Origin of the sequence: Chryseobacterium piperi, from assembly GCF_002285635.2 — a bacterium.
GTDB classification, from domain to species: domain Bacteria; phylum Bacteroidota; class Bacteroidia; order Flavobacteriales; family Weeksellaceae; genus Chryseobacterium; species Chryseobacterium piperi.
Window position 1 is genome coordinate 2,595,629 of record NZ_CP023049.2, and the last position, 15,801, is coordinate 2,611,429.

Sequence of the window (15,801 nt, forward strand, 5' to 3'; positions counted from 1 at the left end):
ACTATTCTTCGTCTTCATCCTCTTCATCGGAAAGGGCCAGTTCAATATCAATAAACTGAATATACAATCCGGTAATATTATCATTGACATCATATCCAAAATAGACAGGATAAGCTCCGTCTCCAAAACCACTTGCAAACATTGGAATCTGATACGATGTATTGGGAATAGTCCAATTAATCCAATCTCCTAAATCTCTTTGATTAGCAGGATCAGCCTTAAAGCTCTTAGCAAAAATATCCGCAAAATAATCATCATAAATATTCTCAACATTAATTTCGGTGAGAAAGCGATCAAAATGTGGAATCACTTCTACATCTGTAATACATGCAAGACCCGCATCTACAGAAAACCCAAAATAATCTCCTTCTTCGACACCATCAAGCTCTTCATTTCCAATCAATGCTTCACGGTAAACGATAGGTTTTTCTTGTGTAAACTCTGCCTTTGCAACCGTATACCGGTCACCCCATTCTTCAGATTTCACTACTGCTATTTTGACAGGAAAATTTCCTTTGGGAACTTCAATAAAGTAAGGCTTTTCGCCAGCATTCAAATACACCAGCGGATCCCTTACAATCACTTTTCCGGAAGGTAAAGAAACATTTCCTATTTCCATTACTTCCATTTTTTGTGACAAAATCTCATCAGAAGTAAAGTAGGACTCCAGATCTGTAGGACAGACTAAAACATCTTTTACTTCATTCCACTTTTTCATCCAGTTTTCATTCATATTTTTATTTTTGTAATTTGAAATAATACTTAAAAGTACAGCTTATTTAATCATAATCAAACTCTTCTTCCCTTTTAAGAGTATAATAAATATTTGAAAACTTTTAATCTGAATCCCCTCAGCACTTCACAAAAAAAGGAGCCGTTTAGAGCTCCTTCAAATATATTATTGTATTTTGAATTAAATCAATCCGAATTGCTCGAAATGGTGAGTGAAATGCTTTCTATGCATAAGTTCCATCATCTCTTTATTTAATTTTCCAAAAACAAAATGCAAATGTTCTGCATCAGGATTTTCCTTATAATACACTATATAATTCTGCAAAGTATTTAAGAACGCTTCTTTTGCAGCATCAAGATTTTTATGTTCTAATGCTGGAAGACTTCCGTCTGCAGGAAGAAATGGTGCCGGAAAATCTTTCGGCATCTTTCTGTGGTTGTATAAAGAATCCTGGTATTTTTCCAGATTAGCTTCAGGCGTAAAGCACTGTTCAACCTCAGGTTCGCCCATACTATATTTAACTGTTTTTTCGAGATGTTCCAACATTTGCTGAGCCGTCATTTTCCCCCAGGCAGGTTGAGAACTTTCAGTCAGTCCGTTTAAAACTTTCTGAATTGTCTTTACCTTTAAATCTATAAATGGAGACTGCTTTGCAACCAATGTTAAGATGGTAGCTACACAAACCACCTCTTCACGCTGATTAACAACTTCCACCAGCCATTTTACAACACCACTCGGAATATTTCTGCCTTTTACCCCTCTGTTAATCTTTTCTTTTGCTGTTAAATAAACAGTTATTGTATCTCCGGCATAAACAGGCTTAAAGAAGCTACAGTTTTCCAATCCATAATTGGCTATCACTGGTCCTTTTTTACCGGATACAAATAATCCTGCTGCTGCAGAAAGAATAAAGTACCCATGAGCAACGGTTTTATCAAAGATTGTTCCTGTTAAACTGGTTGCATCGGTATGTGCGTAGAAATGATCCCATGAAACGTTTGAGAAATTCACAATATCTGCATCTGTAACGGTTCTTCCTGCAGTTTCTAAAGAATCTCCAACCTCAACTTCCTCAAAATATTTCTGGAATGGATGTTTATCCGAGAATTTTTTCTCTGCACCCTGCTGATAAATCTTAGTAATGGCAGTCAATGTATCCGGAGAACCCTGAATAGCCGTTTTTTGAAGAAAGAAATGAAGACCGCTTAATCCGCCCATTTCCTCTCCACCTCCAGCTCTTCCTGGGCCTCCATGCATCAAAGTAGGAAGCGGAGAACCATGCCCCGTACTTTCTTTTGCATTATCTCTGTTGAGAACGAAAATCCTACCGTGTTGAGAAGCCATTTTCCAGGATGTTTCAGCTACAAACTGATCATCATGAGAAATTATGGAACCTACCAAGCTTCCTTTTCCTCTTTTCGCCAAAGCTGCAGCTTCTTCTGCATCTTTATAAGGCATTAAAGTAGAAACAGGGCCAAAAGCTTCTACATCATGAGAAATATTTTTTTCAAAAGGCTTATCATTTAAAAATAATTTCGGACTCATAAATGCTCCATTTTCATAATTAGCATCCACAAGCTCATGCTGCCCGTCATAAACCAATTCCGTTTCAGCTTTTAATAGATTTACTTTTCTTAAAACCTCATCATATTGCTGTCTCCCTACCAAAGAACCCATTTTAGTTTCTCTGCTTAGAGGATTTCCTATTTTAGTTTGGTCTAAAGCTTTAGATAAAGCATTCTGAACATCTCCAATCAAATTTTCAGGAACGATAATTCTTCTGATCGCAGTACATTTCTGACCAGCTTTCGTGGTCATTTCATTACGGACTTCTTTGATAAACAAATCAAATTCAGGAGTTCCTGGTTTAGCGTCCAGACCAAGGATAGAACAGTTCAAGGAATCTGCCTCCATATTAAACCTAACAGCATTTCCTGCAATTGACGGTAAAGATTTTAATTTTCTACCTGTCGTCGCAGAACCTGTAAACAGTACGGAATCTCCATCCTGTACATAGTCCAGAATATTTCCTGGCTCACCACAAACCAATTGAACAGCACCTTCAGGAAGAATGCCGCTTTCGATCATATCCTGGAATACTGCATTGGTCAAATATGAACCAAAAGGAGAAGGCTTTACAATAGAAGGAACACCTGCTAATAATGAAGTTGATAATTTTTCCAGCATTCCCCAAACAGGAAAGTTATAAGCATTGATCTGAACCGATACGCCTTCACTTGGTGTTAAAATATGAGTCCCAAGAAAAGTTCCATTCGCTGAAATTTTCTGTGTATCTCCATCTACCCAGAACGGAGTATTGGGAAGCATTCTTTTAGCTAACCCAGAATAGGTAAAGAATGTACCAAATCCCCCTTCAATATCAACCCATGAATCAATATGAGTGGCTCCAGTTTTATAAGATAATTCGTAATATTTTTTCTTTCTTTCCAGTAGGTATATTGCTACTTTTTTGAGCATTTCTCCACGGTCATAGAAAGTCATTGAAGAAAGGTTTTTATATCCTATTGTTCTTCCAAAATCAAGAGCCTGCTCAAAATTAAGTCCTTCTGTATCCGAGACAGCTACCTGCTCGCCAGTCACAGCGTTATACAAAGGAATACCATTTCCGGTACCTTCTACCCATTCTCCGTAGATATAATTCTTTAATTTTTCCATAATTTAAAACAGAGTTTACTGTAGTCTTATTTATTTTATGATATATATTTTCTTATCAGGAAGACTGATGGTAATCTTTTTTCCGATCCACTCAATCCCTGTGATTAGTTTTACTTAAGTAAGAAATTTCATTTATTTTGTCTCCTGATATGGGAAAAGTTTTACCAATCCTTCATACAAACTTCTGTGTAAGATGGTTGCATGGTTGTCTCCTTCCATCATTTTGTATTCTATAGTCCAGTTTTTCTTGCCAGATTTTTTTAAAATATCGTCAATAGATTCTGCATCTTTTATCATTACCGGATGCTCTCCTTTCCCCACAGAAATATAAATGAACTTTTTGGTATCCGGAGATTGAGCAAGTAATTCTTTGGCTTGTTTTAAAAGACTTTCATCATCCCACCATAAGCTTGGACTGATAATAAAATAATTATTGAACATCTCAGGTCTCTTCAGTAAAATCTCTGTGGCCAGAAGACCTCCGAGAGACTGTCCGAATAAGTATGTATCTGCAGTTTTATAGTTGCTTTGTACTAATGGCTTCACTTCTTTTTCAAGAAAAGTAATGAACCTCTCAGAATGTCCTGTTGTAGGATAATCTTTCTGTAGATCTTTCAAATCCGTATGGAAAGTGTAATCTCTCTTTCTATCTATATTGGCGATCCCTACAACTATAGTCTCAGGCATCGAATACATCAAATTAAAAAACTGAACCAAACCTGAAACGTGGATAAAATCTTCATTTATGCTTCCATCCAGAAGATAAATAACGGGGTAAGATTTTGTTTTATCATAATTTTGTGGAAGATAGATATTTAAAGTTCTTTCCTCATTTAAGATCTTAGATTTTAAAACTCTTATTTCTCCAATACTAAGTGACTTTACAGCTGTTGATTGTGCAAAAACCACAAACTTAAAAGCTAATAAAACACTGCATACTATGAGGATTTTCTTTATCATATTCAATTTTATATTTTTCAAACCTTATCGGTTTCCAAGACCTATGAAGCTTAAATTTATCATATTATTTCAAATCTGCCCAGATACTGTAATCAACAATTTTAGTTGGTATTTGCTCCACAAATTCTGAAAAAGGCTCACAAGGAAGAATAGCTTCTTTTCCTTCTCTTGCCAATTCCTGATACAACTTTGTACCTTCTGTTTTCCAATGAATCATATCATCAGAAACATCCCGGATAATTTTTGCAGGACTTCCTACAATCAGCTTTCTGGAGTCACATTTAAAATTTGCAGGAACAAAAGCTAAAGCACCGATGATGCATTCATCTCCAATAACGGCTTTATCCATGACAACGGCATTCATACCCACCAGACAGTTTTTCCCAATATGTCCTGAATGAATAATCGCTCCGTGACCGATATGCGCAGATTCCTCTAAGATCGTTTCTATATTCGGGAAAACGTGAAGCGTACAATTCTCCTGTACATTGGCTCCGTCTTTAATGATAATTCTTCCCCAGTCTCCACGGATTACCGCATTGGGACCAATATAAACCTCTTCCCCAATTTCCACATTTCCAATAATCACCGCCTGAGGATGAATATAAGCAGAAGGTTTTATGATGGGACGAATTCCATGATATGAGTAAATGTTCATATTTTTTTAATTTGAAAATTTGAAAATATATCGATTTGAAAATGTAATCATTGAACAGATATTTTTGTAATACAAGGCTTTAATGAAAATTTTATGAGAGGGCTGACCTTCATTAGTCCAACTAATTATCTCATTTTCAAATTCTCAGATTTTCAAATTGATTAAACTTTTTCAATTATCATTGCATATCCTTGTCCGACACCGATACAAAGGGTACACAATGCATATTTTTTATTTTGCTTCTGAAGTTCCATCGCTGCAGAACCAATGATTCTGGCACCTGAAACTCCAAGAGGGTGGCCTATAGCTATTGCTCCTCCGTTGGGGTTTATTCTGGTATCGTCATCTTTTAACCCTAAGCTCCTTGTTACTGCTAGAGCCTGAGCAGCAAATGCCTCATTAAGCTCAATAATATCCATATCATTTAATGAAAGATTGAGTCTTCTCAATAATTTCTGAGTGGCTTCAACAGGCCCGATCCCCATAATTCTGGGTTCAACACCAGCAACGGCAGATCCTAAAATCTTTGCCTTAGGTTTTAATCCATATTTTTTTACAGCTTCCTCACTTGCCAGAATAAGTGCGGCTGCTCCATCATTCATCCCCGAAGCATTTCCGGCAGTCACCGTTCCTTCTTTTCTAAAGGCCGGACGTAGTTTTCCAAGTCCCTCCATAGAAGAGGTTGGTTTAATGAACTCGTCTTTTTCAAAAACGATCGGATCACCTTTTCTCTGAGGAATTTCTACTTTTACAATTTCCTCAGCCAACCTTCCGTTTTCTTGTGCTTTGGTCGCTTTTTGTTGAGACCAAAGTGCAAATTTATCCTGATCTTCTCTGTTTATCTGATGCATATCAGCCAGGTTTTCAGCCGTTTCTCCCATTCCGTCAACACCATACATTTCTTTCATTTTCGGATTGATAAAACGCCATCCGAAAGTAGTATCAAACATCTGACTATCTCTTCCGAAAGCAGCACTCGGTTTTGACATAACATACGGTGAACGAGTCATATGTTCAACACCCCCTGCAATATAAAGCTCTCCTTCTCCTGATGCAATAGAACGAAAAGCATTGGCTACAGCAGACATCCCCGAAGCACAAAGCCTATTGACCGTTTCACCACCTATTGTATAAGGAAGTCCAGCCAGCAAAAGGCCCATTCTGGCTACATTACGATTATCTTCTCCTGCCTGGTTAGCACATCCGAAGATTACATCTTCAATTTCTTCAACAGGAACATCTGGATTTCTAGCTACAATCTCTTTGATAACAATGGCAGCTAAATCATCTGCTCTTACTTCTGATAATCCTCCTTGTAATTTCGAAATAGGAGTTCTGATGTAATCTATAATGTATACGTTGTTCATAATATTAATTTGAAAATTTGAGAATGAGATCATTTGAAAATCATCCCATTGTCTTTTCTGTTTATTTTATTTTTTATCTCTTAGTTCTAATACCTTTTGTAAGGTATAGGGTTCGTATTTGAAATCCTGCCCGAACATTTTTTTCGCAATTTCCTCAATAGAAGTATTAAAACCAGCTTCTTTTCTTCTTTTATTGACATTCTGATGGTCTTTAATCGGCCAGACAAAATTCATAAGTACTGGTTTTCCATCTTTATCTTTTATCATTCCCCTGGAACCTTGAGTTCCGTAGATTTGCTCTTTATTTTCGTTCATCAAAAAGCGATCTTCCATCATCGCTACCATAGTAAAAGGAATCTCATTCTTTTTTCCGGCTTCCTTGATGAGAGGCAGATATTTTCCAATTTTGTTAGAATGTTGGATAACATACCACACTGCCTGATTCGTAGGTTCTCCTACAAGTGTTTTCCCGGGATAGCCATATTTTGAAATAATACCTTCAACTTTATGCATATTTATGCTGTCATGTTCTACAACCATTTCCCAACCTCTCTTTTTGAAATCTTCCTGATCAATATTTAATTTTTTCAGAACTTCTTCTCTTTTTTCAGGGGTAACATCGGAAGTAAAAAGCATTCTGTACCCCTGATCCACCTTCATGATCTCGTCCAGTTCTTTTTTCAGACCTTCATTCAGTTTCTGCTGGGCATCTATTAAAGCTGTTGACAGTCCTAAAAACAGTAAAAATATTCTTCTCATAGTATTGAATTGGTATTTATAGTTCAGTTACTTTCTTACCAATTTTATAAACCGTTCCTACAAATTTGGCAATCAATTCCTCATTCTGATTGGTGATATGAATATCGTAAACAGCTGTTTTTCTCGTATCATTTACCAGTTTGCTTTCAGCCCGGAATATATCGCCCTCTTTCCCCGCTTTGGTAAAATTGATAACACAGTTTAGAGCAACTGCTGCGTCCCCGGAATTATTAGAGGAAAATGCCAATGCAGAGTCTGCAAAAGCGAATGTAACCCCTCCGTGAACCGTTCTAAGCCCGTTCAACATCTCTTTTTTGACAGGCATTTCTATTAAACAATAATTTTCTTTTACTTCAATCATCCTGATATTCATCCATTGGGAAAAATAATCCTGATCGAGCATATAATCTGCAACTTGTCTCGGGTTCATTTCTATTATATGTTTGTTATTTCTTCATACAACTCATCAGATAATCTGTCGTAAACACTCATTGTTTTTCCCAGAATAACTTGTTCGTATGAAAGGTTCTCTGGATCTGATAAGTCTTCAGAGGTATAGGAAGTCTGTAAATCAATTCCATCCTCATCAGCTAATCTTTTGATCAACTCTTTATATTTCTGATTAAATTTTCCCAATAATTCAAGTCTTTCCTGCTGATCAACAGAAGGTGCTTCCTGAATTAAATACTCTTTCTCGATTAAAAGCCTTGTTTCCAACTCAGCCCGGAACTCGTCTATATTCATTTATTCAATCTGATAATTTAACAATGTAACAGTTGATCAATAAGATGCTTCGACAAGCACAGCATGACACTACAGTTGCTACATTGTTAGATTGGTATTTTGTTACATTTTACAAAGCAAAGGACTTTGTCTGTATCTTTCTTCCTGATATTCTCCATAAAGATTCTGCAGAGTTTCGGAGATCTTTGAATATCCTATTTCTTTTCCCCAGCTCAATAGCCCTTTTGGATAGTTTACTCCTTTCTGCATAGCCAGTTCAATATCCTGGTCATTCGCTACTCCTAATCTTTTGGCTTCCACAGCCTCATTAATCAGCATTGAAATAATTCTTAAAAATATCTGCTCATAAAGCGCATCGTTTTTTTCTACAACAGGCTTTTCCGCCCCTTCGCTATAATCATAAAAACCCTTTCCGGTTTTTCTTCCGTGTAGCTTGGCTTCAGACATACGCTGCTGTAATAATGATGGTTTATATTTCGGATCATAGAAATAATCCTTGTAGACTGTAGTGGTTACAGCAAAGTTTACATCCACACCGATCAGGTCCATGAGCTCAAAGGGACCCATCTTAAAGTTACCTAATGTTTTCATGGCATCATCTACCTGCTCCGGAGTGGCAATATTTTCCTCAACAATCCTTAATCCTTCTCCATAGTAGGGACGTGCAATTCTGTTAACGATAAATCCGGGGATATCTTTAGCAATAACAGGAACCTTCCCCCATTCTTTCATGAGGCTGTACATTTTTTCGGCTAAAGATTTTTCTGTTAATAAAGAAGGAATTATTTCAACCAATGGCATTAACGGCGCCGGATTGAAAAAATGAATTCCAATGAAGCGCTCCGGCTTCTTTAATTCCGCTCCTAAAGAAGTGATGGATATGGAGGAAGTATTGGAACTGATGATACAAGCATCAGAAACATAGTTTTCAAGTTCTGTAAAAACTTTTGTTTTAATTTCTTTGTTTTCAATAATCGCTTCAATGACCAGGTCAGAATCTTTTAGTTCCTGTAAAGTCTCTGCTTTTATAATATTATTTCTGATTTCTGTAGCTTTTTCTTGCGAAATTTTAGTTTTTTCAACCAACCTCTGAAGTGTTTTCTCCAGACCAGAAAGTGCTTTATCTATTTGTGGAGCCTGTGCATCGTATACAACAACTTTACACCCTGCCGTTGCAGCCACCTGAGCAATTCCGATACCCATGGTCCCTGCACCAATAATTCCAATATTCATAATTTTAATTTGAAAATTTGAAAATAAGTTAATTTGAAAATTATTTAAATTTTGATGTGGAAATAATCTTGGAAAGGATTAAAACAATCTCTTTTAAATCTGACAATAATTTCTCTTCAGGAGAATTCAAATATTGGGATTCTAAACATAATAAAAGCCAATATTCAGTTTCATCTGCCTCCTTAGCTGCAATCTTTATTTTATGGATAAAGTCAGCCTTACTTTCAGCATTTTGAGCTTCCCTTACATTGGCACCAATAGAAGTTCCTGATTTAAAAATTTGATTTGCCAATGAGAATTTATTAATCCTATATAAGCTTTCCGAAAATTCAACAATATTTAATGCAAACGTAAAAGTCTTATTTACAATAATATTTTCCTTATCGTTTCTCATTTTTAAATTTTCAAATTAACCCATTTTCAAATTGATTATTTTCCCTTGTAATTAGGTTTTCTTTTCTGTAAAAAGGCATTTACCCCTTCTATGAAATCTTCTGTTTCAGCAGCTTCTTGCTGTAGATCACCTTCCAATTCCAATTGCTCTTTCAGTGTATTATTATAGGAATGAGCAAAAGCTTTTTTAGTTAATTTAATTGCTGCTGTAGGCATATTCGAAAGTCTCTCTAAAATCTCCATTGATTTCGAGTTAAACTCTTCTTCTGCAAAAACCTCAGCTACCAATCCATAAGATTTTGCTTCTTCTGCATACAGTTTCTTTCCTGTAAAGGCTAAATAATTAGCAAGCTGTCTTCCTAATAGTTTTGGTAAGAAGTAAGTACCTCCTGTATCCGGGATCAACCCGATATTTGAAAACGCCTGAGCAAAGTATGATTTGTCATTTGCCAATACAAAGTCACAGATTAGAGCTAACATAGCCCCTGCGCCTACTGCGGGACCATTTACCAATGCTATAACAGGTTTTCTGCAATGAGTAATCTCTGTCACCAATGGATTATAATAATCTACAACGATTTTTCTGATGATATCATTATCATGATGCTCATTACCTTGTACGAAAGCATCATCTAAATTCTGACCCGAGCAGAATGCTCTTCCCCTTCCGGAAATCGCTACACATCTTACCGTATCATCTTCATTGCAAGATTTAATAAAGTCTTTTAAATCTGCCAAGGATGGTTTTGTCAGTGCATTTAAAGATTCTGGTTGATTAAGGTATGCAATTTTAAGCTTCCCGTCAAAATGCGTTTCGATATCAAGTTGTGTATACATAAAAAATTAATTTAAAATCAGATAAATATAACAATTTAACAGTATAAGAATGTAACAATTTACCAATTAAAGCACGACTATTTCAATGCTATACATTATTCATATTGCTGCATTTTCATAATACCAGATTGTTACATTAATTCATAATCAATGGCATTTAAAATAATCAAAAGGTTCGAGGCAGTCTAAACATTGATAAGAAGCCTTACACAAAGTAGAGCCAAACCTACTGATCTGTTTTGAATTCATAGAACCACAACGCGGACATTGTTTCGGTTTTCCGATATGATGTTCATCTGCTCCTTTCTCAGGAGGCGTGATTCCATATTCACGAAGTTTCTCTCTCGCTTCATCTGTTAACCAGTCAGTTGTCCAGATAGGAAACATCTTGGTTACTACTTTCGCATCCCAACCGTTCTCCTTCATGATCTTCGTGATATCCTCTTCAATAGTAAACATGGCAGGACAGGCAGAGTAAGTTGGTGTAATCACTACTTCACAAGCATTTTTGCCGGTAGCTTTTGCATCTCTTACAATACCTAATTCCACTATATTGATCACTGGAATTTCAGGATCCGGAACTTGGGATAATATATTTAATAAATCGTTCATTTCAATTTGAGAATTAGATAATCAGATAATTTGAAAATGAGAATATAAACTACAGACATTTTCAAATTACCCTATTTCCAAATTAACTCATTATTTCTACCATGTACATCCCGGATATGCTCTCTGCATGTATTGTAATTCGCAAAGTATATATCCAAAATATTCTGTATGATATCCGGTTCTTGATTTAGGCTGCATAAAATGATCTTTAGGATATTCTAATCCAAACTCCTGAAAATCTTTTTCCGTAATGGCAACAAACTGCTCATATAGTTCATCAACGTTTGGAGCAATATTTAAAGCAATCAGGTCATCCTCACCTTCTACTTTAGCAAAAAGACCTTGGGTATATTCCCAAATATTTTCAATCCCTTTAACCAAACGCTCACGGCTTTCTTCTGTTCCCTGAGCAAAAATCTTCATCCATGATGCTGTATGCGTATAATGATACTTCACTTCTTTCAGAGATTTCTGAGCAAGAGCTGACAATTCTTCATCTGCTGAGCTTGACAATGATTCATACATGAGTTTCTGATAAACAGAAAAAACATAAACCTTAAGAATAGTCTGTGCATAATCTTCGTTGGGAAGTTCTACCCAATGGGCATTGACATATTCATGTTCATATCGTAAAAATGCCAAATCATCTTCGCTTTTTCCATTATCAGCCACTCTTGAAGCATACTGATAAAAATTATTGGCCTGGCCCAACTCATCCAATGCAATATTTGTCAATGCAATATCTTCTTCTAAATAGGGGCCTTCACCACACCATTCAGACAGCCTTTGTCCCATGATAAAACTATCATCGGCAAACTTTAATAAATAATTGAATAATGCACTCATTACATATTTTTTACATCGTTAGGAATATCATAGAAAGTTGGATGACGATAAAGCTTGTCATCTGCAGGATCAAAGAAAGCTTCCTGATCCATTCCTTCTGAGCTTACAATATATTTACTTGGAACTACCCAAACGCAGGTTCCTTCTTTTCTCCTGGTATATACATCTCTTGCATTCTGCAAAGCCATCTCTGCTGTTGGTGCCTGAACAGTTCCGGCGTGTTTGTGGGATAATCCCGGTTTAGTCTGGATAAACACTTCCCATATATCTAAATTTGCCATAGTCAAATAAAAAATTTGAAAATTTGAAAATTCGAGAATGTGTTAATTAATTTTCAAATTAACTCATCTTCAAATTAACTCATTATAATATTATATTACTTCTTTTTCTTGTTTCTCCGCAAAAGCTGCCGCTGCTTCTTTTACCCAAAGGTTTTCTTTCTGCGCTTTCACTTTAGTTTGTAATCTTTTCTTATTACATGGGCCGTTTCCTTTCAGAATGGTCATGAATTCATCCCATGGAAGTTCTCCGAAATCATAATGTTCTCTTTCTTCATTCCATTTCAGGTCCTTATCCGGAATAGTCAATCCTAAGAATTCAGCCTGTGAAACCGTAACATCAATAAATCTCTGGCGAAGGCTGTCATTACTTTCTCTTTTCACCCTATAATTCATAGAAATTTTAGAGTTAGGAGAGCTATCATCATTAGGTCCAAACATCATAAGAGCAGGCCACCAGAAACGGTTTAATGAAGCTTGGGCCATTTCTTTCTGTTGTTTCGTTCCACGACAAAGAGCCATTAAAATTTCATACCCTTGTCTTTGGTGAAAAGATTCTTCTTTACAGATTCTAACCATTGCTCTGGAGTAAGGTCCATAAGAATTCCCCATCAGCATTACCTGATTCATAATTGCTGCACCATCTACCAGCCAGCCAATTGCACCTATATCCGCCCAGCTTAATGTCGGGTAATTAAAAATACTGGAGTATTTGGCTTTTCCTTCCAACATATCTTCATACGTTGCATCTCTGTCTGCTCTGATGGTTCCGTTTCCAAGGGTTTCAGTTGCAGCATAAAGGTATAGCCCGTGTCCTGCTTCATCCTGAACTTTCGCTAAAAGAGCCATTTTCCTTCTTAAAGAAGGCGCTCTGGAAATCCAGTTGGCTTCAGGCAGCATTCCTACAATTTCGGAATGTGCATGCTGTGAAATCTGGCGAACCAATAGCTTCCTGTAATCATCAGGCATAATATCTTTTGGTTCAACTTTATTTTCGTCGTGAACGTATTGAACAAATTTTTCTAAGTCCATAATTTTCAATTTAGCAGTGTATCAGTTTAACAATGTACCAATGATTGTTACACTGGTAAATTATTATATTGTTACATTAATTTTTTAAACGTCGTAATTAAGCATCACCACATTGGTTGTCGGGTGACATTGACATGTCAGAACGTAGCCTCTTGCTACCTCATCTTCGGTAAGAGCAAAATTTTTCTCCATAAAAACTTCACCTTCTAAAACTTCTGCCTTACACGTACAGCACACTCCTCCTTTACAAGCAAAAGGTACAGGAAGATTATCCTTTAAAGCTTTATCTAAGATACTTTCTTTTTTAGAATTAAGATGGAATGAATATTCATCATCATCAATAATCAGCGTTACCATACTTTCTATGTTGGCAATGGCTTTAAATTCCTCACTCATCTCCTCAGAATTTTCTTCATCCGGAGCAGTAAAGTATTCATATAAAACCTGAATAGCAGGCACCTTTTTCTCTTTCTTTAAATAATCGGAAATCCCTTTGATCATATCTGCAGGACCACAAATGAAATAGGTTGCCTCCTGAATATTAATATCTGTATACCTTTCAAATAAGTGATCTAATTTTTCAGGAGAAATTCTCCCTTCAAAAATAGGATCTTCATGCTTTTCACGGCTTACCAGATAAACAACCGACAGCCTTCCTTTAAACTGCTCTACCAACTTATCTATTTCCGCTTTTTTCATTACATGGTTCATGCTTCTGTTACTATAGAACAGGTAAGCATTACTATTGGGTTCCTGATAAAGGCTTTCTTTAATATTGGAAAGAACTGGGCTGATTCCACTTCCTGCAGCTAAACCAACATAAGTTTTGGTATTCGTTGGGTGGTACGTTGTATTGAATCCTCCCATTGGCGGCATTACCTCTAGTACTTCATCCATATGAAGATGCTCATTAAAGTATCCTGAAACTTTTCCTCCTTCTAAAAGCTTTACCAATACTTCCAGCGTGTTACTTTTTTCACTTGGAGCATTACAGATAGAGTAAGAACGTCTCTCTTCATTTCCATCAATCATCATTCGGAAGTTCAGATACTGCCCCTGTTTGAATCTGAATTTATCTTTCAACTCCTCAGGAACTTCCACTGCAACATTAACAGCTTCATGAGTATCTTTCTGAACTTTTACAGTTTTTAATTTATAAAATGAATTCATTTTTTCTTAAGTATTCTATTAATTTTTCCACCTTCGCACTTAGGCAAACTGTCCTGGGCATGAATTTTCACTTTTGTGGTTATTCCTACCCGTCTTTTTATTTCGTTTTCTATATTTTTTCCAAAATTCCCAACAAAAATACCATAATCATCGGTATTAGGTTCAACTTGTTGAGACTTTACAAATTCATCATCAATTTCCAGATCAATATCTAACGCTACACACATATGTTCCTTTTCAATCGGTGTCAGATAATAATTAGGTACAACTCCCTTAACATGGGAGAATGCTTCTTCAATCTGGCTTGGATATACATTAACTCCTCTCACAATCAGCATATCATCAGCTCTTCCTAAAAGAGGTCTCATTTTCACCATGCTTCTTTTAGAATTTTCATCATAATACAGACTGGTAATATCGTTCGTCCAATATCTTAAAAGAGGCATCGCTTTCTTCGTTAAGGTTGTGATCACTAATACCCCTTCTTCCCCAAAAGGAACCGGCTGTTTAGTGACAGGATCTAAAATTTCCGGATAGAAGTGGTCTTCCCAAATATAAGATCCTCCTTTTTCTTCAAAATCCTCCATAGAAACTCCGGGACCTATAATTTCACTCAATCCATAAATATTAGTGGCATGAACTCCTAATCTTTCCTCAATATGATTCCTGATAATCTCTGTCCATGGCTCGGAGCCCAATACAGCATACTGCAAACTGATTTCATTAGCGGAAATTCCACGATTGGCAAATTCATTTGCAATCGTCAAAGCATAAGATGGAGAACAGCAGATAACCTCTGGTTTAAAATCCATAATTAAATCCACCTGTCTCGCTGTCATTCCACCTGAAATAGGAAGAACACTCATCCCCAGTTTTTCAGCACCATAGTGCAGTCCCAATCCACCGGTAAAAATACCATAACCATACGCATTATGCAATTGCATTCCGGGCTTTGCTCCTGCTGCATTCAGAGACCTTGCTACGACTTCACTAAAAAGATCAACATCTTCTTTTGTATATCCTACTACCGTTGGCTTTCCTGTAGTTCCGCTTGAGCAATGAATCCTTTGCAGCTCATTTTTAGGAACAGTGAATAATCCAAATGGATAGTTATTTCTTAAATCCTGCTTATAAGTAATGGGTAGTTTTGAAATGTCTTCAATTGATCTAATCTCCTGAGTCGATATTCCCAACTCATTAAACTTCTCCTTATAAAAATCCGATCTCTCTTCAAGATAACCGACCAGATTTATCAATCGCTCAGATTGAAGCCCTCTCAATTGGTCGAGCTTTAAATATTCAACTGAAAAATCCATATCCAACTAACTAACATTTGTTAGGTGTAAATTTAAAAAGATTTTAGGAGCTGGCAAAATTTTTATGACATTCGTCATATTTTGAATGATTCTAAATAATTAATGTGGGTCTAAATTATATATAGGACTTGTTATTCGTGCATTCGTGGCTATCGTGTAACCTCCTCGCAAAAAAACGATTTTACAA

General features: G+C 36.3%; 17 protein-coding genes. All 17 read right to left on the reverse strand.

What is annotated here, in order from left to right:
* Position 1: 1 nt before the first annotated feature.
* On the reverse strand, positions 2-733 hold the full coding sequence (locus CJF12_RS11310; RefSeq protein WP_034687307.1) for a DUF4241 domain-containing protein: 732 nt from the start codon (positions 731-733) through the stop codon (positions 2-4).
* Positions 734-913: 180 nt separating this feature from the next.
* Positions 914-3,409: a phenylacetic acid degradation bifunctional protein PaaZ gene (paaZ, locus tag CJF12_RS11315; RefSeq protein ID WP_034687309.1), complete on the reverse strand. Its 2,496-nt coding sequence runs from the start codon at positions 3,407-3,409 to the stop codon at positions 914-916.
* A 132-nt stretch (positions 3,410-3,541) separates the two neighbouring features.
* Positions 3,542-4,369: an alpha/beta hydrolase gene (locus CJF12_RS11320; RefSeq protein WP_034687311.1), complete on the reverse strand. Its 828-nt coding sequence runs from the start codon at positions 4,367-4,369 to the stop codon at positions 3,542-3,544.
* Between the two features lie 64 nt (positions 4,370-4,433).
* Positions 4,434-5,027: an acyltransferase gene (locus CJF12_RS11325; RefSeq protein WP_034687314.1), complete on the reverse strand. Its 594-nt coding sequence runs from the start codon at positions 5,025-5,027 to the stop codon at positions 4,434-4,436.
* 161 nt (positions 5,028-5,188) lie between these two features.
* The gene (gene pcaF, locus CJF12_RS11330) at positions 5,189-6,394 is read right to left on the reverse strand and encodes a 3-oxoadipyl-CoA thiolase (protein WP_034687363.1); all 1,206 of its coding nucleotides are present in this window, start codon (positions 6,392-6,394) and stop codon (positions 5,189-5,191) included.
* Positions 6,395-6,460: 66 nt separating this feature from the next.
* Entirely contained in the window at positions 6,461-7,153 is a 693-nt protein-coding gene (locus CJF12_RS11335) for a DUF6624 domain-containing protein (RefSeq protein ID WP_051887387.1), read from the reverse strand.
* A gap of 16 nt (positions 7,154-7,169) precedes the next feature.
* Complete coding sequence (locus CJF12_RS11340) at positions 7,170-7,583, reverse strand: PaaI family thioesterase (RefSeq protein WP_034687316.1); 414 nt, start codon at positions 7,581-7,583, stop codon at positions 7,170-7,172.
* A 5-nt stretch (positions 7,584-7,588) separates the two neighbouring features.
* The gene (locus CJF12_RS11345; protein WP_034687318.1) at positions 7,589-7,897 is read right to left on the reverse strand and encodes a hypothetical protein; all 309 of its coding nucleotides are present in this window, start codon (positions 7,895-7,897) and stop codon (positions 7,589-7,591) included.
* 102 nt (positions 7,898-7,999) lie between these two features.
* Entirely contained in the window at positions 8,000-9,130 is a 1,131-nt protein-coding gene (locus CJF12_RS11350; protein WP_034687320.1) for a 3-hydroxyacyl-CoA dehydrogenase NAD-binding domain-containing protein, read from the reverse strand.
* Between the two features lie 40 nt (positions 9,131-9,170).
* Positions 9,171-9,524 (reverse strand): four helix bundle protein, encoded by a 354-nt coding sequence (locus CJF12_RS11355; RefSeq protein WP_034687323.1) that lies wholly within the window; start codon positions 9,522-9,524, stop codon positions 9,171-9,173.
* A gap of 35 nt (positions 9,525-9,559) precedes the next feature.
* On the reverse strand, positions 9,560-10,360 hold the full coding sequence (locus CJF12_RS11360) for an enoyl-CoA hydratase/isomerase family protein (RefSeq protein WP_034687325.1): 801 nt from the start codon (positions 10,358-10,360) through the stop codon (positions 9,560-9,562).
* A gap of 147 nt (positions 10,361-10,507) precedes the next feature.
* Positions 10,508-10,972 carry a 1,2-phenylacetyl-CoA epoxidase subunit PaaD gene (gene paaD, locus CJF12_RS11365; RefSeq protein ID WP_034687327.1) on the reverse strand — a complete coding sequence of 155 codons (465 nt, stop codon included), beginning with the start codon at positions 10,970-10,972 and terminating at the stop codon, positions 10,508-10,510.
* 96 nt (positions 10,973-11,068) lie between these two features.
* Positions 11,069-11,818, reverse strand: coding sequence for a 1,2-phenylacetyl-CoA epoxidase subunit PaaC (gene paaC, locus CJF12_RS11370; RefSeq protein WP_034687329.1), 750 nt, complete (start codon positions 11,816-11,818; stop codon positions 11,069-11,071).
* On the reverse strand, positions 11,818-12,099 hold the full coding sequence (gene paaB, locus CJF12_RS11375; RefSeq protein WP_034687330.1) for a 1,2-phenylacetyl-CoA epoxidase subunit PaaB: 282 nt from the start codon (positions 12,097-12,099) through the stop codon (positions 11,818-11,820). The genes paaC and paaB overlap by 1 nt, the downstream gene beginning before the upstream one ends.
* Before the next feature lie 90 nt (positions 12,100-12,189).
* A complete protein-coding gene (paaA, locus tag CJF12_RS11380) occupies positions 12,190-13,128 on the reverse strand; it encodes a 1,2-phenylacetyl-CoA epoxidase subunit PaaA (RefSeq protein ID WP_034687332.1) in 939 nt (312 codons plus the stop codon).
* 84 nt (positions 13,129-13,212) lie between these two features.
* Entirely contained in the window at positions 13,213-14,298 is a 1,086-nt protein-coding gene (locus CJF12_RS11385) for a 2Fe-2S iron-sulfur cluster-binding protein (protein WP_034687335.1), read from the reverse strand.
* The gene (locus tag CJF12_RS11390) at positions 14,295-15,614 is read right to left on the reverse strand and encodes a phenylacetate--CoA ligase family protein (protein WP_034687337.1); all 1,320 of its coding nucleotides are present in this window, start codon (positions 15,612-15,614) and stop codon (positions 14,295-14,297) included. Before CJF12_RS11390 ends, CJF12_RS11385 begins: the two co-directional genes overlap by 4 nt.
* Between the last annotated feature and the right edge of the window lie 187 nt (positions 15,615-15,801).

Excerpts from the sequence above, each read along its gene's own strand:
- paaA (WP_034687332.1), bottom strand. The coding sequence starts at position 13,128 with ATGGACTTAGAAAAATTTGTTCAATACGTTCACGACGAAAATAAAGTT.
- CJF12_RS11320 (WP_034687311.1), bottom strand. The coding sequence starts at position 4,369 with ATGATAAAGAAAATCCTCATAGTATGCAGTGTTTTATTAGCTTTTAAG.
- CJF12_RS11360 (WP_034687325.1), bottom strand. The coding sequence starts at position 10,360 with ATGTATACACAACTTGATATCGAAACGCATTTTGACGGGAAGCTTAAA.
- CJF12_RS11390 (WP_034687337.1), bottom strand. The coding sequence starts at position 15,614 with ATGGATTTTTCAGTTGAATATTTAAAGCTCGACCAATTGAGAGGGCTT.
- pcaF (WP_034687363.1), bottom strand. The coding sequence starts at position 6,394 with ATGAACAACGTATACATTATAGATTACATCAGAACTCCTATTTCGAAA.
- CJF12_RS11310 (WP_034687307.1), bottom strand. The coding sequence starts at position 733 with ATGAATGAAAACTGGATGAAAAAGTGGAATGAAGTAAAAGATGTTTTA.
- CJF12_RS11335 (WP_051887387.1), bottom strand. The coding sequence starts at position 7,153 with ATGAGAAGAATATTTTTACTGTTTTTAGGACTGTCAACAGCTTTAATA.
- CJF12_RS11350 (WP_034687320.1), bottom strand. The coding sequence starts at position 9,130 with ATGAATATTGGAATTATTGGTGCAGGGACCATGGGTATCGGAATTGCT.
- paaZ (WP_034687309.1), bottom strand. The coding sequence starts at position 3,409 with ATGGAAAAATTAAAGAATTATATCTACGGAGAATGGGTAGAAGGTACC.
- paaC (WP_034687329.1), bottom strand. The coding sequence starts at position 11,818 with ATGAGTGCATTATTCAATTATTTATTAAAGTTTGCCGATGATAGTTTT.
- CJF12_RS11355 (WP_034687323.1), bottom strand. The coding sequence starts at position 9,524 with ATGAGAAACGATAAGGAAAATATTATTGTAAATAAGACTTTTACGTTT.
- CJF12_RS11345 (WP_034687318.1), bottom strand. The coding sequence starts at position 7,897 with ATGAATATAGACGAGTTCCGGGCTGAGTTGGAAACAAGGCTTTTAATC.
- paaD (WP_034687327.1), bottom strand. The coding sequence starts at position 10,972 with ATGAACGATTTATTAAATATATTATCCCAAGTTCCGGATCCTGAAATT.
- paaB (WP_034687330.1), bottom strand. The coding sequence starts at position 12,099 with ATGGCAAATTTAGATATATGGGAAGTGTTTATCCAGACTAAACCGGGA.
- CJF12_RS11385 (WP_034687335.1), bottom strand. The coding sequence starts at position 14,298 with ATGAATTCATTTTATAAATTAAAAACTGTAAAAGTTCAGAAAGATACT.
- CJF12_RS11340 (WP_034687316.1), bottom strand. The coding sequence starts at position 7,583 with ATGAACCCGAGACAAGTTGCAGATTATATGCTCGATCAGGATTATTTT.
- CJF12_RS11325 (WP_034687314.1), bottom strand. The coding sequence starts at position 5,027 with ATGAACATTTACTCATATCATGGAATTCGTCCCATCATAAAACCTTCT.